This is a genomic window from Micromonospora sp. NPDC047465 (genome assembly GCF_040643125.1).
Lineage (GTDB): Bacteria > Actinomycetota > Actinomycetes > Mycobacteriales > Micromonosporaceae > Micromonospora.
The window spans coordinates 175,826-197,089 of record NZ_JBEYTP010000005.1 but is presented as its reverse complement, the minus strand read 5'-3'; the positions used below and the strand labels follow the sequence as shown (position 1 = coordinate 197,089).

17 protein-coding genes are annotated in these 21,264 nt (G+C 74.5%); 7 read left to right on the top strand and 10 right to left on the bottom strand.

The window, feature by feature from the left end; translation table 11 throughout:
• Nucleotides 1-75 precede the first annotated feature (75 nt).
• From gatC to ABZ793_RS07955, 4 genes are all read left to right on the top strand, one after another.
• Nucleotides 76-381 (top strand): Asp-tRNA(Asn)/Glu-tRNA(Gln) amidotransferase subunit GatC, encoded by a 306-nt coding sequence (gene gatC / locus ABZ793_RS07970; protein ID WP_350685712.1) that lies wholly within the window; start codon nucleotides 76-78, stop codon nucleotides 379-381.
• A 67-nt stretch (nucleotides 382-448) separates the two neighbouring features.
• The gene (gatA, locus tag ABZ793_RS07965) at nucleotides 449-1,924 is read left to right on the top strand and encodes an Asp-tRNA(Asn)/Glu-tRNA(Gln) amidotransferase subunit GatA (RefSeq protein WP_357453611.1); all 1,476 of its coding nucleotides are present in this window, start codon (nucleotides 449-451) and stop codon (nucleotides 1,922-1,924) included.
• 13 nt (nucleotides 1,925-1,937) lie between these two features.
• Nucleotides 1,938-3,431, top strand: coding sequence for an Asp-tRNA(Asn)/Glu-tRNA(Gln) amidotransferase subunit GatB (gene gatB / locus ABZ793_RS07960; RefSeq protein ID WP_357453608.1), 1,494 nt, complete (start codon nucleotides 1,938-1,940; stop codon nucleotides 3,429-3,431).
• Nucleotides 3,432-3,599: 168 nt separating this feature from the next.
• Nucleotides 3,600-5,957, top strand: coding sequence for a pyruvate dehydrogenase (locus ABZ793_RS07955; RefSeq protein WP_357453605.1), 2,358 nt, complete (start codon nucleotides 3,600-3,602; stop codon nucleotides 5,955-5,957).
• Between the two features lie 52 nt (nucleotides 5,958-6,009).
• On the opposite strand, the gene ABZ793_RS07950 is transcribed toward ABZ793_RS07955, so the two are convergent.
• The gene (locus tag ABZ793_RS07950; RefSeq protein ID WP_357453602.1) at nucleotides 6,010-7,569 is read right to left on the bottom strand and encodes a metallophosphoesterase; all 1,560 of its coding nucleotides are present in this window, start codon (nucleotides 7,567-7,569) and stop codon (nucleotides 6,010-6,012) included.
• 58 nt (nucleotides 7,570-7,627) lie between these two features.
• Entirely contained in the window at nucleotides 7,628-8,803 is a 1,176-nt protein-coding gene (locus tag ABZ793_RS07945) for a PQQ-dependent sugar dehydrogenase (protein WP_357453599.1), read from the bottom strand.
• Nucleotides 8,804-8,915: 112 nt separating this feature from the next.
• Between ABZ793_RS07945 and ABZ793_RS07940 the strand changes: the two genes are divergently transcribed.
• On the top strand, nucleotides 8,916-9,842 hold the full coding sequence (locus ABZ793_RS07940; RefSeq protein WP_357453596.1) for a 2-hydroxyacid dehydrogenase: 927 nt from the start codon (nucleotides 8,916-8,918) through the stop codon (nucleotides 9,840-9,842).
• Between the two features lie 19 nt (nucleotides 9,843-9,861).
• Here the strand turns inward: ABZ793_RS07940 and ABZ793_RS07935 are convergent, their stop codons facing one another.
• The gene (locus tag ABZ793_RS07935; protein WP_357453593.1) at nucleotides 9,862-10,239 is read right to left on the bottom strand and encodes a PH domain-containing protein; all 378 of its coding nucleotides are present in this window, start codon (nucleotides 10,237-10,239) and stop codon (nucleotides 9,862-9,864) included.
• Between the two features lie 214 nt (nucleotides 10,240-10,453).
• On the opposite strand from ABZ793_RS07935, the gene ABZ793_RS07930 reads away from it, so the two are divergent.
• The gene (locus ABZ793_RS07930; protein ID WP_357453590.1) at nucleotides 10,454-12,820 is read left to right on the top strand and encodes a bifunctional diguanylate cyclase/phosphodiesterase; all 2,367 of its coding nucleotides are present in this window, start codon (nucleotides 10,454-10,456) and stop codon (nucleotides 12,818-12,820) included.
• A 45-nt stretch (nucleotides 12,821-12,865) separates the two neighbouring features.
• On the opposite strand, the gene ABZ793_RS07925 is transcribed toward ABZ793_RS07930, so the two are convergent.
• From ABZ793_RS07925 to ABZ793_RS07900, 6 genes are read right to left on the bottom strand one after another with little or no spacing between them, the layout of a single operon-like run.
• Nucleotides 12,866-13,609, bottom strand: coding sequence for a copper homeostasis protein CutC (locus ABZ793_RS07925; protein WP_357453587.1), 744 nt, complete (start codon nucleotides 13,607-13,609; stop codon nucleotides 12,866-12,868).
• Entirely contained in the window at nucleotides 13,609-14,622 is a 1,014-nt protein-coding gene (locus ABZ793_RS07920; RefSeq protein ID WP_357453584.1) for an asparaginase, read from the bottom strand. Before ABZ793_RS07920 ends, ABZ793_RS07925 begins: the two co-directional genes overlap by 1 nt.
• Nucleotides 14,619-15,491: an amino acid ABC transporter permease gene (locus tag ABZ793_RS07915; protein ID WP_357453581.1), complete on the bottom strand. Its 873-nt coding sequence runs from the start codon at nucleotides 15,489-15,491 to the stop codon at nucleotides 14,619-14,621. Before ABZ793_RS07915 ends, ABZ793_RS07920 begins: the two co-directional genes overlap by 4 nt.
• Nucleotides 15,488-16,132, bottom strand: coding sequence for an amino acid ABC transporter permease (locus ABZ793_RS07910; RefSeq protein ID WP_357453578.1), 645 nt, complete (start codon nucleotides 16,130-16,132; stop codon nucleotides 15,488-15,490). Before ABZ793_RS07910 ends, ABZ793_RS07915 begins: the two co-directional genes overlap by 4 nt.
• 16 nt (nucleotides 16,133-16,148) lie before the next feature.
• Nucleotides 16,149-17,102: a glutamate ABC transporter substrate-binding protein gene (locus tag ABZ793_RS07905; protein WP_357453574.1), complete on the bottom strand. Its 954-nt coding sequence runs from the start codon at nucleotides 17,100-17,102 to the stop codon at nucleotides 16,149-16,151.
• A 17-nt stretch (nucleotides 17,103-17,119) separates the two neighbouring features.
• Nucleotides 17,120-17,848, bottom strand: a complete 729-nt coding sequence (locus ABZ793_RS07900; RefSeq protein WP_357453571.1) for an amino acid ABC transporter ATP-binding protein — start codon at nucleotides 17,846-17,848, stop codon at nucleotides 17,120-17,122.
• 193 nt (nucleotides 17,849-18,041) lie between these two features.
• Here ABZ793_RS07900 and ABZ793_RS07895 point away from each other — a divergent pair, with 193 nt between their 5' ends.
• Nucleotides 18,042-19,235, top strand: coding sequence for an ROK family transcriptional regulator (locus ABZ793_RS07895; protein WP_357453567.1), 1,194 nt, complete (start codon nucleotides 18,042-18,044; stop codon nucleotides 19,233-19,235).
• Nucleotides 19,236-19,373: 138 nt separating this feature from the next.
• Here ABZ793_RS07895 and ilvD read toward each other — a convergent pair whose 3' ends face one another.
• Complete coding sequence (gene ilvD, locus ABZ793_RS07890; RefSeq protein WP_357453564.1) at nucleotides 19,374-21,221, bottom strand: dihydroxy-acid dehydratase; 1,848 nt, start codon at nucleotides 21,219-21,221, stop codon at nucleotides 19,374-19,376.
• Between the last annotated feature and the right edge of the window lie 43 nt (nucleotides 21,222-21,264).

Below are 21,264 nucleotides of genomic sequence, written 5' to 3'. Positions count from 1 at the left end.
TCACCGCGCGTCACGCACAATCGCCGCGCGGCCGGCACCGGCCCGACCGGCAACACCGTCACGAAGGGGGCACCGATGGCCGCCATCTCCCGCGAGGAGGTCGCGCACCTGGCGCGACTGTCGCGGCTCGCCGTCACGGAGGAGGAGCTGGACACCTTCGCCGGCCAGCTCGACGTGATCCTCCAGGCGGTCGCGCAGGTCGGCGAGGTCACCGCGGCGGACATCCCGCCGACCTCGCACTCGGTGCCGCTGACCAACGTCCTGCGGGACGACGTCGTGGTGCCCGGGCTGACCCCCGAGGAGGCGCTGTCGGGCGCGCCCGACGCCGAGGAGCAGCGGTTCCGCGTACCGCGGATCCTGGACGAGGATGTGGCGTCATGAGCGAGCGGATCACCAGGCCCGGTGTGTCCGGCGCGCAGGACGCCGGTGAGCGAAGCGAGGCGGCGGCATGAGTGACCTGACCAGACTGACCGCGACGGAGATCGCGGGGCTCGTCGCCGCCGGCGAGACCTCCGCCGTCGAGGTCACGCAGGCGCACCTGGACCGGATCGCCGCCGTGGACGACCGGGTGCACGCGTTCCTGCACGTCGACAGCGAGGGCGCGCTCGCCGCCGCCCGCGAGGTGGACGCCCGCCGCGCCGCCGGCGAGGAGTTGGGCCCGCTGGCCGGCGTGCCGGTCGCGGTGAAGGACGTGCTGACCACCAAGGGCGTGCCGACCACCGTCGGGTCGAAGATCCTGGAGGGCTGGCGCCCGCCGTACGACTCGACGATCGTGCAGCGGCTGCGCGCCGCCGGCACGGTGATGCTCGGCAAGACCAACATGGACGAGTTCGCCATGGGCTCCTCCACGGAGTACTCGGCGTACGGCCCGACGCACAACCCGTGGGACCTGAGCCGCATCCCGGGCGGCTCCGGTGGCGGCAGCGCCGCGGCCCTCGCGGCGTACGAGGCGCCGCTGGCGATCGGCTCCGACACCGGCGGCTCGATCCGTCAGCCCGGCGCGGTCACCGGCACCGTCGGCGCGAAGCCGACCTACGGCGGCACCTCCCGCTACGGCCTGGTGGCGTTCTCCTCCTCGCTGGACACCCCCGGCCCCTGCGCCCGCACCGTCCTGGACGCCGCGCTGCTGCACGAGGTGATCGGCGGGCACGACCCGCGCGACTCCACCTCCATCCCGCAGCCGGTGCCGGACGTGGTGGCCGCCGCGAGGCGGGGCGCCACCGGCGACCTGACCGGCGTGAAGCTCGGCATCGTCAGCGAGTTCACCGGCGAGGGCGCCGAGCCCGGCGTACTGGCCGCGTTCCGCGAGTCGGTCGACGCGCTGACCAAGCTGGGCGCCGAGATCGTCGAGGTGTCCTGCCCCCACTTCAAGTACGCGCTGCCGGCGTACTACCTGATCGCCCCGAGCGAGTGCTCCTCCAACCTGGCCCGGTTCGACGGCGTCCGGTTCGGCCTGCGGGTCGGCGACGACGGCAACCGGTCGCTGGAGGAGGTCATGTCGCTGACCCGGGAGGCCGGCTTCGGCCCCGAGGTCAAGCGCCGCATCATGATCGGCACGTACGCGCTCTCGTCGGGCTACTACGACGCCTACTACGGGCAGGCGCAGAAGGTCCGGACCCTGATCACCCGGGACTTCACGGCGGCGTTCGAGAAGGTCGACGCGCTGATCTCGCCGACCACCCCGTTCGTGGCGTTCCCGATCGGGGCGCGCACCTCCGACCCGTACCAGATGTACCTGGCCGACCTGTTCACCATCCCGACCAACCTGTACGGCGGGCCGGGCATCTCGGTGCCGTGCGGGCTCTCCGACGGGCTGCCGGTCGGCTTCCAGATCATGGCCCCGACCATGGCCGACGACCGGATGTACCGGGTCGCCGCGGCGCTGGAGAGCGCGGTCGGCACGTTCACCCCACCGGCACTGTGAGGCAGGAGCTCAGATGACGACGACACTGCCCGCGTACGACGAGGTCGTCGCGCGCTACGAACCGGTGATCGGCCTGGAGACCCACGTCGAGCTGGGCACGAACACCAAGATGTTCTGCGGCTGCCCGACCGACTTCGGTGGCGCGCCGAACACCCGGGTCTGCCCGGTCTGTCTGGGTCTGCCCGGTTCGCTGCCGGTGGCCAACAGGGCCGCCATCGAGGCGACGATCCGGATCGGCCTGGCGCTGAACTGCTCGATCGCCGAGTGGTGCCGGTTCGCCCGGAAGAACTACTTCTACCCGGACATGCCGAAGGACTTCCAGATCAGCCAGTACGACGAGCCGCTGTGCTTCGAGGGCTACCTGGACGTCGAGGTGAACGGCGAGCTGGTGCGGATCGGCATCGAGCGGGTGCACCTGGAGGAGGACACCGGCAAGACGCTGCACGTCGGCGGCACGACCGGGCGCATCCACGGCGCCACCGAGTCGCTGGTCGACTACAACCGGGCCGGCATCCCGCTGGTGGAGATCGTCACCAAGCCGGTCCCCGGCACCGGCGCGTTGGCCCCCGAGGTGGCCCGCGCGTACGTCACCGAGCTGCGCGACGTGATCCGCTCGCTGGGCGTCTCCGACGTGCGGATGGAGGAGGGGTCGCTGCGCTGCGACGTCAACACCTCCCTCAACCTGCCGGGCGAGGAGTGGGGCACCCGCACGGAGACCAAGAACGTCAACTCGCTGCGGTCGGTCGAGCGGGCGGTCCGGTCGGAGATCATCCGGCAGGCGTCCGTGCTCGACGCGGGCGGCCGGATCACCCAGGAGACCCGGCACTTCCACGAGGACACCGGCGACACCACGCCGGGCCGGTCCAAGGAGACGGCGACCGACTACCGCTACTTCCCGGAGCCCGACCTGGTGCCGCTCGCACCGGACACCGCCTGGGTCGCCGAGCTGAAGGCCGCCCTGCCCGAGCTGCCCCGGCTGCACCGTCGCCGGCTCCAGGAGCAGTGGGGCCTGTCCGACGCGGACATGCAGTCCGTGCTCAACGCCGGGGCGGTCGAGCTGATCGAGCAGACCGTCGCCGCCGGCGCGTCCCCGGCCGCGGCCCGCAAGTGGTGGTTGGGCGAGCTGTCCCGGCGGGCCAACGAGACCGGCGTGGAGCTGGCCGACGTCGGGGCCACCCCGGCGCAGGTCGCCGAGCTGCAGGGCCTGGTCGACGCCGGCAAGCTCAACGACAAGCTGGCCCGCAGCGTCCTGGAGGGCGTGGTGGCCGGCGAGGGCTCGCCGACCGAGATCATGACCAACCGGAGCCTGGAGGTCGTCTCCGACACTGGCGCGCTCACCGCCGCCGTGGACGAGGCGATCGCGGCCAACCCGGACATCGCCGAGAAGGTGCGCAGCGGCAAGGTCGCCGCGGCCGGCGCACTGGTCGGCGCGGTCATGAAGACCACCCGCGGCCAGGCCGACGCCAAGACCGTCCGCGAGCTGATCCTCTCCCGCCTCGGCGCCTGACCTGCACGAAAGGGCCCCTTCCGGACGCCTTCCGAGCAGGAAGGGGCCTGCCCCGCACCTCCCGAGCCGCCGCGCACGCCCGTCGTGCGCGGCGGCCCCGTACCCGCGCAACCCCGCCCGCCCCCGACCGGCCGTCAACGGTGACGTGCCGGACCCCTGGAGCCGAACGTGAACCGAACCGACCTCGACCTCCTCGACGAGATCCAGCAGCGGGTGCTCTGGCTCGCCACCCGGATCGTCGACGCGGCCAACCACGACCGCGACACCGGCGACGGGGTGAAGGTCGGCGGGCACCAGGCGTCCAGCGCCTCGCTGGTCACCGCGATGACGGCGCTGTGGTTCGCGCACCTGGACGCCGAGGACCGGGTGGCGGTCAAGCCGCACGCCTCGCCGGTGTTCCACGCCATCCAGTACCTGCTCGGCAACCTGGACCGGTCGTACCTGACGACGCTGCGGGCCCGGGGCGGGCTCCAGTCGTACCCGTCGCGCACCAAGGACCCGGACGAGGTGGACTTCTCCACCGGCTCCGTCGGGCTCGGCGCGGCGGCGCCGCTCTTCGCCGCCGCGACGCGGCGCTACGTCGACGCGCACTTCGGCGCCCGCCCGCACTCCCGGTTCGTCGCGCTGATCGGCGACGCCGAGCTGGACGAGGGGAACATCTGGGAGGCGGTCGCCGACCCGGCCACCACCGGCCTGGGCAACGTGATGTGGCTGGTCGACTTCAACCGGCAGTCGCTCGACCGGGTGGTGCCCGGGGTGCGGATCAACCAGTGGCGGGGCCAGTTCGAGGCCGCCGGCTGGCACGTGGTGGAGGTCAAGTACGGCCGCCGGCTCGCCGAGGCGTACGCCCGGCCGGGCGGGGAGCGGCTGCGCGACTGGATCGACGCGATGCCGAACGAGCAGTACCAGTCGCTGTTCGGGCTCGCCGGGCCGGCGCTGCGCAAGCAGTTCCTCGACGGCGCGCCCGACGGGATCGAGGCGTTCATCGCCGACATCGGCGACGACGAGCTGGGGCCGCTGGTCACCGACCTGGGCGGGCACGACATGGCGGCGATGCTCGACGCGTACGCCCAGTGCGACGCCGTCACCGACCGGCCCAGCGTGGTGTTCGCGTACACGGTGAAGGGGTGGGGGCTGCCGATCGCCGGCAACCCGCGCAACCACTCGGCGCTGCTCACCACGGAGCAGGTCGACGCGCTGCGCGCCGCGCACGGCCTGACGCCGGGGACCGAGTGGGACCGCCTCGACCCGGCGTCCCCGGCCGGCATCCGGGCCGGCGAGCGCCGGGAGGCGCTGTCCCGCGCGCCCCGCGAGCGGGCGCTGGGGGTCACCGTCCCGGAGGGCACGCGGGTACGCGCCAACAAGCCCATCTCGACGCAGGAGGTCTTCGGCCGGGTGCTGGTCGAGTTGGCCCGCAACCCCGAGGTCGGCCGCTACCTGGTCACCACCGCGCCGGACGTGGCCACCTCCACGAACCTCGCCGGGTTCATCAACAAGACCGGCGTCTTCGCGCCCACGGAGCAGCGTTCCTGGACCGAGGACCGGATGCTGCGCTGGACGGAGAGCCCCGCCGGCCAGCACATCGAGCTGGGCATCTCGGAGATGAACCTGTTCCTGCTGCTCGGCCAGCTCGGCCTGGCCTGGGACCTGTCGGCCCAGCCGCTGCTGCCGGTCGGCACGGTCTACGACCCGTTCGTGCTGCGCGGGCTCGACGCGTTCCTCTACGGCACCTACTCCGGCTCCCGGTTCGTGGTCGCCGGCACCCCGTCGGGCATCACCCTCGCCCCCGAGGGCGGGGCGCACCAGTCGACCATCACCGCGTCGGTCGGCCTGGAGCTGCCGGGGGTGACGTTCCTCGAACCCGCGTACGCGGCCACGCTGGACTGGCTGCTCTGCGACGCGCTGGGCCAGATCGCCGGTGGGTCGGCCCCGTCGGCGACGGCCGCGCCGGCCGAGGACGGGGCGTACTACTTCCGGCTCAGCACCCGCCCGATCGACCAGGCGCCCTTCGAGGCGGCCCGGGCCCGGCTCGGCGACGCGGTGCTCCGCCGGCAGGCGGTCGCCGGGGCGTACCGGCTGGTGGACGCCCACCAGGCGTACCCGCACCTGGCCGACGCCCCGGTCGTGCAGCTCGCCGCCTCCGGCGCGGTGCTGCCGGAGGTGCTCGTCGCGGCGGCGGAGCTGGCCGAGGAGGGCATCGCCGCGCACGTCGTCGACGTCACCTCGCTGGACCGCCTCTACCGGGCCTGGCAGCGCACCCTGCGCCAGGGCGTCCGTACGGCGACCGTGCCGAGCGTGCCCGGCGCGCTGCGTTCGGCGTTCGCCGACCGGGTGCCGGTGGTGACCGTGCACGACGCCGCCTCGCACGCGATGGCGTGGCTCGGCTCGGCGGTCGGCGCCCCGGCGGTGCCGCTCGGGGTGGACGAGTTCGGCCAGTCCGGCAGCGTCCACGAGCTGTACGAGCTGCACGACCTGCTGCCCGGCAGCATCGTCAACGCCGCCCTCGCCGCCCTGTCCCTGCGCTGATCCGGCCCGGGTCGGGTGTCGCGGGCGGTCGTCCGGCACCCGGCCCGGCGGCTCAGCGGGTCGGGGTGGGGGTGACGGGGGCCGGGACGCCCACCTTCGGGTTCTCCACGATGTGCCGCTCCAGGTTCACCTGCGCCTGGCCGGTGCCCCCCACGGTGATGTCGTCGTACGCCTGGAGCAGCTTGTCCTTGTCGAAGTAGAGGACGCTCATCGTCAGCGGGGTGGGCTTCTCGCCCTCCAGACCGCGCAGCCCGGCACCGCCCGTGGAGCCCTGCACGAGCAGCTGGGTCGGCATCTGCCCGGGCACCGCCGGCAGCTTCGACACCTGCCGGCTGTGGGTGTGCCCGGCGAGCACCAGCGGGCAGGTGCCCGACAGCGGGCCGGCCGAGGCCGGGTCGTGCACCAGCGCGATGTTCACCGGCTGCGGCGAGCTGCGCACCGTGGCGGCGAGCTGGTCGCCGGCACCGATCACCTGGTCGGCGACCTGCTTGGTGAGGCCGCTGCCCGCCGGCGAGGTGTTCTTGTCGGGCGTGAAGCGCGGGTCGCCGATGCCGGCGATGGTCAGCCCGGCGACCGTGGTGGTGGTGTTGTTGAGCACGATCGCGTTCGGCTGCCGGGCCACCGCCGCCGCCGTCCGGCCCGAGTCGTGGTTGCCGCGGATGTAGACGTACGGCTTCTTGAGCAGGCCGATCGAGCCGACGTACGAGGCCTCCGGCTCGCTGCCCCAGTCGGTGATGTCCCCGGTGTCGATCACCACGTCGATGCCGAACTGCTCCACGACGGTGCGGATGAGCTGCCAACCGGTCGGGTTGAGGTGCATGTCGGAGACGTGCAGCACCCGGGTCGTGCCGGGGGCCGGCTCGTAGACCGGCAGCGACGACACGGTGGTGTAGAGCTGGCTGACGTTGCCGACGATGTGCTGGAGCTGCTCGGCGTAGCGGGTGTAGTCGTTGGCGATCCGCCGGGCGTCGCCGACGATCGCGGGGGCGTTGACCAGCAGCCCCTCGTAGCGTGGCTCCTCGATGGCCTGCGGCCGGAGGGTCGCCGCGGCGGCGCCGAGGCCGCCGGCGGTGATCACCAGCGCCAGCCCGCCGGCCCAGGCCGCGCGGCGGGCGTCGCGGAAGACCAGCAGGGCCAGCAGCAGGGTCACCAGCACGGCCGACGCGAGCGTACGCAGACCGAGTCGCATCACCCCCTCGCGGACGTCGTCGACGGCGGTCTGGCTCGCCCGGTTGATGCTGGCCGGGTCGTCGATCAGCGCCTGGACGCGGCTCTGGTCCAGCGCGCCCAGCTCGACCGTCAGGTGCGTCGGCCCGTCGTGGCTGTCGAGCAGCAGCGCGCCCAGCGGCGGGATGTCGACGGTGGTGCTGCCGCTGACGGCCGGGGCCACCGTGAGGTCCGCCTGGAACGGGCCGATGTCGGTGCTCACCCGGCCGCCGGCGAGCACGCCGACGACCACCCCGACCAGGGCGACGACCAGGACCGCGAGCGTCACCCCGGCCGCACGGAGCGCGCGCCGGCCGGCCCGGTCGGGGTCGCCCCGGCGGGCACCACCGGTCACCGGGGCGTCCTCGTCCCGGTGCTCGTGCTGCTCGTTCTCCTGCCCGTCCATGTTGAGATTCTGACCTGCCCAGTGAGGGATCTTGGTAAACCCGGCCGAGCCCGTCGGGTCAGCTCCGGCCGGCGCCGCCGTCGGCGAAGACCAGACGCAGCAGCCGGTCGTCCTCGGGCGCGGGGTCGCCCCGCCCGTCGTGGTTGGAAGTGCTCACCCAGATCGAGCCGTCGGGCGCGGCGGCCACGGCCCGCAGCCGCCCGAACCGCCCGGTCAGCAGCTCGCGCGGCTGGCCGAGCACCGTGCCGGTGTCGGTCAGCTCGACCAGCCACAGCCGCTTGCCGCGCAGGCACGCGGTGACCAGCAGCCGGTCCGCGGCGGCCAGCCCGGAGCAGGAGGCGTCCGACGTCGGCCACTGGGTGATCGGGTTGACGTAGCGCTTGTCGTCGTCGCGCCCCTCGACCTGCGGCCAGCCGTAGTTGCGCCCCTTGGTGACCTGGTTGACCTCGTCCCAGGTGTTCTGGCCGAATTCGACGGCGTACATCCGTTTGCCCGGGTCCCAGGCGAGCCCCTGGACGTTGCGGTGGCCGAGGGACCACACCGGGGACTTCGGGAACGGGTTGCCGGGCGCGGGCTTGCCGTCCTTGGTGATCCGCAGGATCTTCCCGCCGAGGCGCTTGACGTCCTGCGCCTGAGGCCGGTCGCCGGCGTCGCCGGTGCTCGCGTAGAGCAGGCCGTCCGGGCCGAAGGCGAGGCCGCCACCGTTGTGGATGCCCGCCTTGGGGATGCCGGTGAGGATCGGGATGGGCGTGCCGCCGAGTTCCAGCCGGGCGATCCGGTTGTCGCGCTCCGTCGTGTAGTAGACGAAGACCGACTTGTCGCGCTGGTAGTCGGGGGAGACGGCGATGCCCATCAGCCCGCCCTCGCCGGACGCGGCCACGTCGGGGACGGTCTGCACCGGGGTGACCTTCAGCCCGTCGGGCCCCGACTCGGGGCCGACCCGCAGGATCCGGCCGCTGTCCCGCTCCGTGACCAGTGCGGCGCCGTCGGGCAGGAAGGCGATGCCCCACGGCACCCGCAGGCCCTTGGCCAGCACGGTGGTGACCACCTCACTGCCGGCGCCGCCGGCGCTCGCCGTCGTCGAGGGGGTCGGGAAGGTCGGCGGCTCGCCGGCCGGGTCCGGCTCGGGCTCGCCGAAGCTGCAACCGGCGGCCGCGAGCAGCAGCGCCGCGCACGACGCCGCCAGGGCCGCCCGGAGGCGGCGGGTGCGAGGGTACGGGGGACGGGCGCTCACCCGGCCCAGGGTAGCCCGCCGGGGCGCCGTACCGGGGCCGACGGATCGGACCGGGTGACGCGATCCGCCCCGCCCGGCCGGCGGCCCGGCCGGGGGCCTATCGTCGGCGGGCGTGAAGGTATGGATCCCGCACGAGTCCGGCCGCGCGTTCCTCGGGGAGCTGCCCTGGGACGTCACCGTCGAGGTGGTCGAGGACCCCGCCCGGCTCCCCTCGGAGGCGGCCGGTGTCCGGTTCTGGGTGCCGCCGTTCCTGGCCGGCGGCGACGCCACCGCGCTGCTGGGCGAGCTGCCCGACCTGGCGGTGGTGCAGCTTCTCTCCGCCGGGGCGGACGCCTGGGCCGGCCGGATCCCGGAGGGGGTGACGCTCTGCGACGCCCGGGGCGTGCACGATCCGTCCACCGCCGAGTGGGTGGTCGCGGCGATCCTGTCCCAGCTGCGGGCCTTCCCGGCGCTGGCCCGGGCGCAGGCCCGGCGCGAGTGGGCGTACGGGGAGGTGGCCCCCACCGACGAGCTGGCCGGCAAGCGGGTGCTGATCGTCGGGGCGGGCTCGATCGGCTCGGCGGTACGGGACCGGCTCGCGCCGTTCGAGGTGAGCTTCACCCTGGTGGCCCGGACCGCCCGCCCGGATCAGGGGGTGCACGGCGTCGAGGAGCTGCCGGGCCTGCTGCCCGAGGCCGACGTGGTGGTGCTGCTGGTGCCGCTGACCGAGCAGACCCGGGGGCTGGTCGACGAGACGTTCCTCGCGGCGATGCGGGACGGCGCGCTGCTGGTGAACGCCGCGCGCGGGCCGGTGGCCCGCACCGAGGCGCTCGTCGCCGAGCTGCGGACCGGCCGGATCTCGGCCGCGCTGGACGTCACCGACCCGGAGCCGCTGCCCGCCGACCACCCGCTGTGGGCGATGCCGAACGTGCTGCTCACCCCGCACGTGGCGGGCTCGGTGCGCGGCCTGCTGCCGCGGGCGTACCGGCTGGTCGGGGAGCAGGTCCGGCGGTTCGCGGCCGGCGAGCCGTTGGTCAACGCGGTCGTGGACGGCTACTGACCGGTGGCGGCGTGGCGGGTCAGCCGGCCGCGTCGGGCAGGGTCTGGCCGGTGGCCTCGACCAGCCGCGGCAGGTCGGCGCCGCGGACGGCCGGCAGCAGCACCGCCTGGCCGTCGTCGAGTCGGGCCACCGCCCGGCCCCGTGCGTCCGGGGCCAGCTCCACGACCCGGTCCCAGCTGATCCGGCGCTGCCCGACCAGCGCCCGCAGGCGCAGCTCGCGGGCGTCCACGTCGGTGCCGGCCCGCCACGCCCAGACCCCGACGGCGAGCGGGACGAGCAGCACCGGCAGCAGGTACCACCGGGCGCCGGCCAGCGGCAGGGCGCCGATGAAGGCGATGATCGCGGCGGCCAGGATCGCCTGGTTGTGCCGGAAGCGGACGGTGTCGGAGCTGCTCACCTCCCGATGATCCCACCCCCGCCGCCCCCGGTACGCGTCGGGCGGCGCCGGGCCCCACCCGAACGGCTGGCAGTGACGAGGGCCACTGTCGCCTCGGCGTCACCACGTGCCCGCGCGCTCGTTGGCGATAGATGGGCAGCGGACCCACCTCGTTCCGGCGCCCCGCACCGCCGCACCGCCGCACCGCCCGTGCCCCCTCACGAAGGCGACCGCCGTGCCCCTCGCGTACCCGTCCCACGCCCCCGCCCGCCGTCCGGCCGTGCCGGACACCCTCGTCCTCGCCGCCGTCGCGCTGCTTCTGCTCGCCGGCGCGACCGGTCGGATGCCGGCCCCGACCGTCGTGGCGCTGGCGGGCGCCGCCGGCTCCGCGCTGGCCGGCGCGCGGCTGTCCCGGCTGGCCGCCGGCCCGCCCACGCCGGCGCCCAGCCGTTCCCGGGCGGCCCGACGCGCGGCGCTGCCCCGTCGCGTCGCCGTGCTGCTCGACGCCGCCGTGGTGACGGCGGGGCTGGCCGCCGCCGTCCTCCCGCTCGCCGAGCCCCGCCACCGGCCCGCCGTCGCCGTGGCGGGGATGGTCGTCGCCGCCCCGCTCTTCGCCGCCGGGCTGCCTTCGCAGGCACGGACGCCGCACCCGGCCGCCCGGGTCCGGCTGCGGCGGGCCCTCGACGCGACCGCCGCCGGCCTCGGGCTCGTCCTCGCCGGTTGGCTGCTGCTGCCCCGCGACCGCCTCGACCCGCCGGCCCGGCTCGCGGCGGCGGTGGCCCTCGGCGGGCTCGCGATCGCGGTGCTCACGGCGCTGACCGGGCCGCACCGGCGCTCCGGCGCCGCCCGGTGCCGGGGCGGCGCGGCGCTCACCCTGCTCGGGCTGGTGGCGCTGGCCGCGCTTCCGGTCGGGACGTCGCCGGCCCGGGCGGCGCTGCTGGCCGTACCCCCGCTGGTGGGCGGGGTGCTGCTGACCGCGGCGGGGGCGCGGCGGGCGGCCCGGCCGCAGCCCGACCCGCCCGCCCTGCCCACCCTCGTGTGGCCCCGGGCGGTGGTCCCGGCCGCCGCGGCCGTGGCGGCCACCGGCTGGGAGCTCCGCTCCGACGGGCCGCCGGACCTCACCGCCGTGCTGCTCGCGCTCGCGGTCGCGCCGCCGCTCGTGCTCCGCGACCTGCTCCGGGCGGGCGAACCGCCCCCGCCGCCCCCCGCTGCCGTCCCGCCGGCCCCTGCTGAGGCGCCGGGGTCCGCCGACGCCGCGGCGACCTGCGCCGAGGCGGCACCGGCCCGCGTCGACACCATGCCCACCTGCGCCGAGGCGCCGGCGGCCCGGCACCGCTCGCCGGGGACCGGCCGGTCCGGCGGGCCGGCGGGCCGCGCCGAGCTGCTGCGGGCCCTCGCCGCGCTGCGGGACGCGCCGTCTCCCCGCGGCGCGCTGCTCGTCGTCGACCTGCACGTCCCCGGCGCCACCGCCGAGGGGCCCGGCCACGCTGACCGGGAGGCCGTGACGGCCGAGGTCGCCCGTCGCGCCCGCGCCGTCGTCGGCCCCGGGGACCTGCTCGCCGACCTCACCGCCGCCGGCTTCGCGGTGGTCACCGGGACCGGTTCCGTGCTGGCGTACGCGCTGGGCACCCGGCTGCTCGCCGCGCTCACCCAGCCCTACCAGGTGCCGGGCGGGGTGCTGCGGCTGCGGGCCAGCATCGGGCTGGCCGAGGTCGCCGGCACCGCCCCGGAGGACCTGCTGCGCCAGGCCGACCTGGCCCGGCGGCGGGCCGTGCAGCTCGGCCGGGACCGGGTCGAGTGGTACGACGCCTACCTGGAGGAGCAGCTCGTCCGCCGACTGGACCTGGAGCGGGAGCTGCCCGGGGCGGTCGCCCGGGGCGAGCTGGACCTCGTCTACCAGCCGGTGCTCGACCTGGCCGACCGGCAGCCCGTCGGCACGGAGGCGCTGCTGCGCTGGCGCAGCCCGGTGCTCGGCACGGTGCTCCCGGCCGAGTTCCTGCCGGTGGCGGAGGACCTCGACATCGTGGGCGAGCTGGGCTGCTGGGTGCTGGACCGGGCCTGTCGGCAACTCGCCGCCTGGTCGGCGGGGAGCCGGCAGCTCTGGATGGCGGTCAACGTGACCGTCCGGGAGTTGGCCGCGCCCGACTTCGTGCCCCGCACGGCGGCCGTGCTGGACGCGTACGGGGTGCCGCCCGACCGCCTGGTGGTCGAGGTGGCGGAGCCGAGGGTGGCCGGCGAGCTGCCGACCGTGGTGGCCCGGCTGGCCGGGCTCCGTTCGCTGGGCATCCGCACCGCGCTGGACGACTTCCGGGCCGAGCACGCCTCGCTCGCCCAGCTCCGCCGGCTGCCGATCGACCTGCTCAAGGTCGGCCCGCAGCTGGTGGACCCGGCGGACCCGCAGCGCCCGCTGATCGACGTGGTGGTGGCCGTGGGGGACCGGTTGGGGTTGGACATCGTGGTGGAGGAGCTGGAGTTGCCGGGCCTGGTCGACGGCGCGCGCCGGGCCGGCTGCCGGTACGGGCAGGGCTTCGCGCTGGCCCGCCCGGCCACCGCGGAGCGGGTGGAGGCGTACTTCGAGGAGTTCCCGTCGGCGTCGCGCTGACCGCTGGCCGGCGGGAAGGGGCGCCCGGCGGCGCCCCTCACCACGTCACGCCCGCGCGGCCGCCAGCACCCGGCCGACCAGTTCGCCGGAGGTGCCGGAGCGCTCGTACTCGGAGCGGTGCAGGGAGCCGCCCATCCGCGGCGCCGGGTTGCGGTGCACCGCCGGGCCGTCCGAGGTCACCAGCGCCGCGAAGTGGTACTCCTCGGCGTTCGTCGCCTCGATGATCCGGGCGATGTTGCGCGGCGTGATGCCGCCGCCCGGCATGACCACGATCCGGCGTTCCGCCCGGCGGACCAGCTCGGCGATGAGCGGGGCACCCTCCAGCACGCTCACCTCCTGGCCCGAGGTCAGCACCCGGTCCACGCCCAGCCCGACGAGCTGCTCCAGCGCCTCGAACGGGTCCCGGACCATGTCGAACGCCCGGTGGAAGGTGATGCTGGCGCTGCCGGCCGCCTCGATCAGCTTCCGGGTGGTCGGTACGTCGATGTCGCCCTCGGCGGTCAGCGCCCCGATCACCACGCCGTGCGCACCGGCGGCCACCGCCGCCCGCACGTCGCGCACCATCGCGTCGACCTCCGCCGGGGAGTAGATGAAGTCCCCCGCCCGCGGCCGGACGATGACGTGCACCCGGATCCGGTCCACGCTGCGCAGGGCCGTCTCGATGGTGCCGATGCTGGGGGTCAGCCCGCCCTCGAAGAGCGCGGAGCAGAGCTCCACCCGGTCGGCGCCGGCCGCCTCGGCGGCGACCGCCCCCTCGACGCTGTCGATGCAGATCTCGAATGTCGTCATCAGTCTTCCTTCTCCTTGCGGGGTCCCGCGGTCCAATCGATGGCGGCGGTGATCGCGCCGACCGGTTCGCCCCCGCCGAGCACCGGCACCCGGCGCAGTTCCCCGGCGCCGTCGACCGGTACGCCGGCCGCGTCCAAGGCGGCGAGGGCGATGGCGGTGGTGGCCCGGGGGCTTCCGTCGACCACCTTCACGGCGACCGCGTACCCGTCCGGGGCGGCCACCCCGAGCACGCCCTCGGCGCCGCCCTTGGCGAGCACCCCGGGCAGCGCCCGCATCAGGTCGGTGTTCGGGTGGCCGTGCCAGCCGCCGACGTGTTCGGGATGGCGGAGCATCGCCTCGGCGACCCGCGCCTCGTCGCTGCCCGGCTCCGCCAGGACCAGGGCCTGGAACGTGCGGGCCAGGCCGGTCAGCGGCAGCCCGAACAGCGGCGCGCCGCAGCCGTCCACCGCCACGGTGGTGACCGGGGTGCCGGCCAGCCGGCCGATCGTGGCGGCGATCTCGCGCTGCAACGGATGTGCCGGGTCCAGGTAGTCGTGCGTGGACCAGGACCGGGCGGCACAGGCGACGAGCATCGCGGCGTGCTTGCCGGAGCAGTTCATCCGGATCCGGCTCCGCCGGTCGCCGTCGCGGATCAGCCGTTCCCGGGTCGCCTCGTCCTCCGGCCAGTCCACCGGGCAGCCGAGCGCCTCCTCGCCGAGCCCGGCGGCGGCCAGCAGTTCGCGTACGACGGCCACGTGGCGGTCGTCGCCGGTGTGGCTGCCGGCGGCGATGGCCAGCCCGGGGCCGGTCAGCGCGCGGGCGGCCGGCGACGGGGCGGCGGTCGCGGCGGTGAGGCAGGCCAGCGCCTGCGCCGGCTTGAGGGTGGAGCGCGGCAGCACCGGCTCGTCGGGTACGCCCGCGGCGAACGCGACCGCTCCGGACGGGTCGAGCACGACCACGCTGCCGAGGTGTCGGCTCTCCACGAAACCGTTGCGGGTCACCCGGGCCAGTTCGGCGTACGGGACAGTGGTCACCGGGCGGTACCCCCTTGGACGAGAAGTGACGTCGCCGGATCCGGTTCGGCCGGCTTGCGGCGTCCGGTGAGGCGACCGTTGCGGGCCTGCAGCACCCGGGCGAACTTCGACAGCGAGGCGTTGACCACGAGGTAGATCAGCGCCACCACCAGGAAGGTCTGGATCAGCAGGTTGGTGTACGAGGAGAGCACCTGACCGCTGTAGAGCAGCTCGGTGTAGCTCACCACGAAGCCGAGCGAGGTGTCCTTGAGCAGCCCGACCAGCTGGCTGACCAGGGAGGGGGCGAGCTGCAGCAGGGCCTGTGGCAGCACGACCAGCCGCATGACCTGTCCCCGCCGCAGCCCGACGGCCAGGCCGGCCTCGGTCTGACCCCGGTCCAGCGCCTTGATGCCGGCCCGGAAGATCTCGGCGAACGCCGCCGAGTTGGAGACCACCAGGGGCACCACGAGCTTCCAGAACAGCGGAAAGTTCAGGCCGTACTGCGGGAGCGCGAAGAGCGTCACGTAGATCAGCAGCAGCGCGGGTACGGTCCGGAAGACCTCCACGTACGCGCCCGCCAGCCAGCGCACCGGCCGGTGCACCGACAGCCGGCCGAGCGCGAGCAGCAGGCCGAGCGCGGCGCTGAGCACGGCGGTGGCCGCGGCGGCGCGCAGCGTGGCCCAGAGCCCGTCGAGCAGGTAGCGCCAGATCGGCCAGGTGGTGAAGGGCTGCCACCGGTCGGCGGCCAGCTCGCCGTAGCTCGCGAACCGGTGGACCGCCCAGGCGAGCCCGCCGAGGACGGCGAGCGCGCCGAGCACGGTGGCGATCCGGATCCGCCGCCGGGCCCGGGGGCCCGGCTCGTCGAAGAGAATCTGTTGGGTCGGGTTCATCGGACGATCGCCAGCCTTCGTTCCAGCGCGCCGGTGAGCCGACCGATCAGCAGCGCCAGCAGCATGTAGGCGAGGCCGGCGCCGGTGAAGACGGCGATCGGCTGGGCCTCGACGAGGTTCACGTTGTTGGCGGCCTGGGTCAGCTCGACCACCCCGACGGCGGCGGCCAGGGAGGTGTTCATCAGCAGCGCGATGCAGATGTTGCCCATCGGCTGGATCACCGCGCGCAGTCCCTGCGGCAGGATGACGTACCGCAGGGACTGGCTGAAGGTGAGCCCGATGGCGCGCGCCGCCTCGGCCTGCCCCACGCCCACCGTGTTGATCCCGGCGCGGATCGCCTCGGCCAGGTACGCCCCCTCGTAGGCGGCGATCACGATGGCCGCCGAGGTGAACAGCGGGAACGAGATGCCGATCGTCGGCAGCGCGAAGACGAAGAGCACCAGCAGGGCCAGCAACGGCAAGTTCTGGAGCCCCTCGACGTAGACGGTGCCGACGGTGCGCAGCAGCGGTACCGGGCAGATCCGCAGTGTCGCCACGACGATGCCCAGCAGCATCGCGCCGATGGTGGTCACGACGGTCAGGTGGACCGTCGTGACCAGCCCGTGGCCGAGTACGTCGAGGTGTGCGGTGAGGGCGTCCATGTCGGGGGAGGGATCCTCAGGAGCCCTCGACGGAGCCGATCGCCGGCGGGGTGGGCGCGCCGCCCTCCACCACCGAGCCGAGGGTGCTCTCCCACACCTTCGCCCAGGTGCCGTCGGCCTGGATCTTCTTGAGCCAGTTGTTGACGAACTCCTTGAACTGGGCGTCCTCGCGGTTGAGTCCGATGCCGTACGCCTCGGTGGTGAACGGCTCGCCGACCACCTTCATCCCGGGGTTCGCCTTGGCGCCCGAGGCGAGCAGCGTGAAGTCCTGCACGTACGCGTCGCCGCGCTTCTGCAGCAGCGCCTGCACGGCCTGCGGGTCGGTGGCGAACGCGACCTGCTTCGACCCGGGCGCGGCGGCGGGCAGCGCGGTGACCGCCGGGGTGTTCGCGCCGACGATGACCGTCTTCCCGGCCAGGTCCTGGACGCCCTTGATGCCCGTCTCGTCCTTGCGCACCGCGACCGCCAGGCCGGAGGTCAGGTAGGGCCCGGCGAAGGCGACCTGGGTGGCCCGCTGCGGGGTGATGGTGTACGTCTGGAAGACGGCGTCGACCGACTTCGCCTGGAGCATCGCCTCCCGGGTCTGGGTGCCGATGGTCACCGTCTTCACCTCGGGCTTGCCGATGATGTACTTGGCCAGCAGCTTGGCCATGTCGGCGTCGAAGCCCTCGATCTGGCCGCTGACCGGGTTCTGCTGGGACAGCAGCGGGGCGTCCAGCGAGCCGCCGATGGTCAGGTAGCCCTGCTTGCGGATCCGGTCCATGGTGGAGCCGGCCGGGATCTCGGCGTCGGAGGCCACGGGAGCGGCGTCGTACACCGACTGGGCGACCTTCTCGCCGCCCGGCCCGCCGGGCACCGCCGGCCCGGAGCCGCCGTCGCCGCAGCCGGCGGCGGCCAGCGCCACGGCCACCGCCGTGGCGGCCATCGTCACCGCGCGGCGTCGCGTGAGGTTCCTGTGCAGAATCGACATGCCACCCTCCTCGGGGGTCAGTGCTGGAGGATCTTGGAAAGGAAGTCGCGCGCCCGCTCGGTACGGGGGGCGGCGAAGAACTCGTCGGGGGTGCCGGACTCGACGATCCGGCCGTCGTCCATGAAGACGACCCGGTCGGCGGCGCGGCGGGCGAAGCCCATCTCGTGGGTCACCACGATCATGGTCATGCCCTCGGCGGCGAGGGAGACCATCACGTCCAGGACCTCGTTGACCATCTCCGGGTCCAGGGCCGAGGTGGGCTCGTCGAAGAGCAGCACCTTGGGCCGCATCGCGAGGGCGCGGGCGATCGCCGCCCGCTGCTGCTGGCCGCCGGAGAGCTGAGCGGGGTAGCGGTCTGCCTTGTCGGCGATGCCGACCCGGTCGAGCAGGGCCAGCGCCTGCTCGCGGGCCTCGGCCTTGGCGATCCGGCGGACCTTGGTGGGGCCGAGCGTGACGTTGTCGAGCACCGTCCGGTGGCCGAACAGGTTGAACGACTGGAAGACCATGCCGACGTCCGCGCGCAGCCGGGCCAGCTTGCGACCCTCGGCCGGCAGGGGCTCGCCGTCGATCTCGACGTCGCCGTCGCCGGCGACCTCCAGGCGGTTGAGGCACCGGCAGAGGGTCGACTTGCCGGAGCCGGACGGGCCGACCACGACCACCACCTCGCCGGCGGCCACGGTCAGGTCGATGTCCTTGAGCACGTGCAGCGGGCCGAACCACTTCTGCAGGCCGCGGACGGCCACCATCGGCCGGTCCGGGCGCGTGGACCCGGTCCGCCCGGCGAGGCCGGTTGCCGTCGTCGGTGCCACAGCTCGCCCCACTTTCTGCGATGTCCGAACAAAGATTTGTGCTGGCCGAACCAACGCGGCTCATCTAATGCGAGCGACCAAATCAAGTCAACAGGTTGCCGGAAGAAAGTTGGGATGCTAAGAACCTGGCGTGACGATTGACGACGCCCCGCGTGACGGCCTCCGCGGCGGGCCACGCGATCTGCTCCGGCTGGTGGCCAGCGGGGCGGCGGTCAGTCGTGCGGACCTCGCCCGGCTCTCGGGGCTGTCCCCGTCCACCGTCTCCCAACGGGTCGAGGCCCTGATCAGCGAAGGGCTGCTCCAGGAGACCGGGGCGGGCAAGTCACGGGGTGGTCGACGGCCCCGTCAGCTCGCGGTGCCCACCGGTGGCGCGCTGATCGGCGCCGTCGACCTCGGGGCGCACCACGCCCGGCTCGGCACCCTCGACCTCTCCGGCCGGGTGGTCGAGGCCCGGTCCCGGCCGGTCCGCATCGAGGACGGCCCCGAGGCCGTACTCGGCGCGTTGCTCGACGACCTCGCCGCGCTGGTGCCCCCCGCCGACGCGGTGGTGCCCGGCCAAAGGGGAAGCTCCGCCGCCGGCGTCGACGCGTTGCGGGGCATCGGGATCGGCATCCCCGGGCCGGTGCAGTCCGGCACCGGCCGGATCGTCAGCCCCTCCCGGATGCCCGGCTGGAACGGCTTCGACGTCGGTGCCTTCTGTGCACAGCGCACGGACGTACCGGTCATCGTGGACAACGACGCCAACCTCATGGCGCTCGGCGCGCACCGGGCCGCCCACGCCCATCTGGACCACGCGGTCTACGTCAAGGCCGGCACCGGCATCGGCGCGGGGGTCATCTCCGGCGGGGCGCTGCACCGGGGCGCCCAGGGCTCCGCCGGGGACATCAGCCACTGCCGGGTGGTGGCCGACGCGGCGCCGCTGTGCAGCTGCGGCAACACCGGCTGCCTGGAGGCGGTGGCCAGCGGGGCGGCCCTGGTCGCCGCCCTGCGGGAGCAGGACGTGCCGGTCGACGACCTGACCGGCGTGATGCGGCTGATCGAGGACGGCGACCGGCACGCCACCGCCCTCGCCCGCCGCGCCGGCCGGGCGATCGGCGAGATCCTCGCCGTGGTGGTCAACTTCTTCAACCCGCAGGTCGTAGCGATCGGCGGCCGGCTCGCCGAGTGCGAGCCGTTGTTGGCCAGCATGCGGGCGACCCTCTACGAGCGCTGTCTGCCGCTGGCCACCGAGGCGCTGCTCATCGAGCGGGTGGTCGCCGGCCCGGACGTGAGCATCATGGGCGCGGCGCACCTGGTCATCGACCGGGTCGTGGACCCGTCCTGACGCCGGTTTCGGACCCGGGCGGGTCGGCGTGAGCCGGGCGTCGCCCGGAACGTCGGTCCGCGCGTGGTGAGTACGTGCTCCGGCGCCCGGCCGACCAGCTCGGCCGGCCGGGCGCCGCTGCCGGCACGGGCCGGGGCGCTACTCGGGGACGCGGCGGTAGGCGCCGTCGCTGGCCGAGGTCGCCATCGAGGCGTACGCGCGCAGCGCCGCGGACACCGGCCGCTGCCGGTCGACCGGGGTGTACGGCCGGTCGCGCTTCTCCTGGGCGACCCGGCGGGCCTGGAGCACGTCGTCCGGCACGTCCAGCTCGATCGAGCGGCCCGGGATGTCGATGACGATCTCGTCGCCGGGCTCGACGAGGGCGATCAGCCCGCCGGAGGCGGCCTCGGGGGAGACGTGCCCGATGGAGAGGCCGGAGGTGCCGCCGGAGAAGCGCCCGTCGGTGAGCAGCGCGCAGGCCCGGCCCAGCCCCCGGCCCTTCAGGAAGGAGGTGGGGTAGAGCATCTCCTGCATGCCGGGGCCGCCCTTCGGCCCCTCGTAGCGGATCACCACCACGTCGCCGGCGACGACCTCCTTGGCGAGGATCGCCGACACGGCGTCGTCCTGGGACTCGTAGACCTTGGCGGGGCCACGGAAGGTCAGGCACTCCTCGGGCACCCCGGCGGTCTTCACCACGCAGCCGTCCGGGGCCAGGTTGCCGTGCAGGATGGCCAGCCCGCCGTCGGCGCTGTAGGCGTGGGCGAGGTCCCGGACGCAGCCGCCGGCCGCGTCGGTGTCCAGCGACGACCAGCGGTTGGTGGTGGAGAACGGCTCGGTGGTGCGCACCCCGCCGGGCGCGGCGTGGAACAGCTCGACCGCCTCCGGCGTCGGCGAGCCGCCCCGGACGTCCCAGTCGGCCAGCCAGCGCTCCAGGCTGGGGGAGTGCACCGCGTGCACGTCCCGGTTGAGCAGGCCGGCCCGGTCCAGCTCGCCGAGGATGGCCGGGATGCCACCGGCCCGGTGCACGTCCTCCATGTGGTACTGCGGGGAGTTCGGCGCGACCTTGGCCAGGCAGGGCACCCGGCGGGAGATCGCGTCGATGTCGGCGACGTCGAAGTCCAGCTCGGCCTCGCGGGCGGCGGCGAGCAGGTGCAGGATCGTGTTGGTCGAGCCGCCCATCGCCACGTCCAGGGCGACGGCGTTCTCGAACGCGGCCCGGCCGGCGATCTCGCGGGGCAGCACGGAGGCGTCGTCGCCGTCGTACCACCGCTTGGCGATCTCCACGGCGGTGCGGCCGGCCTCGACGAAGAGCGACCGGCGCGCGGCGTGGGTGGCCAGCGTCGAGCCGTTGCCCGGCAGGGCCAGCCCGATCGCCTCGGTGAGGCAGTTCATCGAGTTGGCGGTGAACATGCCGGAGCAGGAGCCGCAGGTCGGGCAGGCGGACCGCTCGATGGCGCCGAGCTGGTCCTCGGTCACGGCCTCGTTGGAGGCCGCGACCATCGCGTCGATCAGATCGATCTTGGAGTGCACCACGCCCTCGATCGCCACCGTCTTGCCGGCCTCCATCGGCCCGCCGGAGACGAAGACGGTCGGGATGTTCAGCCGCAGCGCGGCCAGCAGCATGCCCGGGGTGATCTTGTCGCAGTTGGAGATGCAGACCAGGGCGTCGGCGCAGTGCGCGTTGACCATGTACTCGACGGCGTCGGCGATCAACTCCCGGCTGGGCAGGGAGTAGAGCATGCCGCCGTGGCCCATGGCGATGCCGTCGTCCACCGCGATGGTGTTGAACTCGCGGCCCACCCCGCCGGCCTCGGCGACCGCCTCGGCGACCAGGCCGCCGAGGTCCTTGAGGTGCACGTGACCGGGTACGAACTGGGTGAAGCTGTTGGCGATGGCGACGATCGGCTTGCCGAAGTCGTCGTCGGTCATCCCGGTGGCCCGCCACAGGGCCCGGGCGCCGGCCATCGTCCGACCGTGCGTGGAGGTCTTCGACCGCAGCTCAGGCATGCCTACCAGTGTTGCACCGCCGCCGGAGCACCCGCCGGGGGCG

Bases quoted from the DNA above. Each gene is read 5' to 3' on its own strand.
- gatC (WP_350685712.1), top strand. From the start codon at position 76: ATGGCCGCCATCTCCCGCGAGGAGGTCGCGCACCTGGCGCGACTGTCG.
- gatA (WP_357453611.1), top strand. From the start codon at position 449: ATGAGTGACCTGACCAGACTGACCGCGACGGAGATCGCGGGGCTCGTC.
- gatB (WP_357453608.1), top strand. From the start codon at position 1,938: ATGACGACGACACTGCCCGCGTACGACGAGGTCGTCGCGCGCTACGAA.
- ABZ793_RS07950 (WP_357453602.1), bottom strand. From the start codon at position 7,569: ATGGACGGGCAGGAGAACGAGCAGCACGAGCACCGGGACGAGGACGCC.
- ABZ793_RS07925 (WP_357453587.1), bottom strand. From the start codon at position 13,609: ATGACGACATTCGAGATCTGCATCGACAGCGTCGAGGGGGCGGTCGCC.
- ABZ793_RS07915 (WP_357453581.1), bottom strand. From the start codon at position 15,491: ATGAACCCGACCCAACAGATTCTCTTCGACGAGCCGGGCCCCCGGGCC.
- ABZ793_RS07910 (WP_357453578.1), bottom strand. From the start codon at position 16,132: ATGGACGCCCTCACCGCACACCTCGACGTACTCGGCCACGGGCTGGTC.
- ABZ793_RS07905 (WP_357453574.1), bottom strand. From the start codon at position 17,102: ATGTCGATTCTGCACAGGAACCTCACGCGACGCCGCGCGGTGACGATG.
- ABZ793_RS07900 (WP_357453571.1), bottom strand. From the start codon at position 17,848: ATGGTGGCCGTCCGCGGCCTGCAGAAGTGGTTCGGCCCGCTGCACGTG.
- ilvD (WP_357453564.1), bottom strand. From the start codon at position 21,221: ATGCCTGAGCTGCGGTCGAAGACCTCCACGCACGGTCGGACGATGGCC.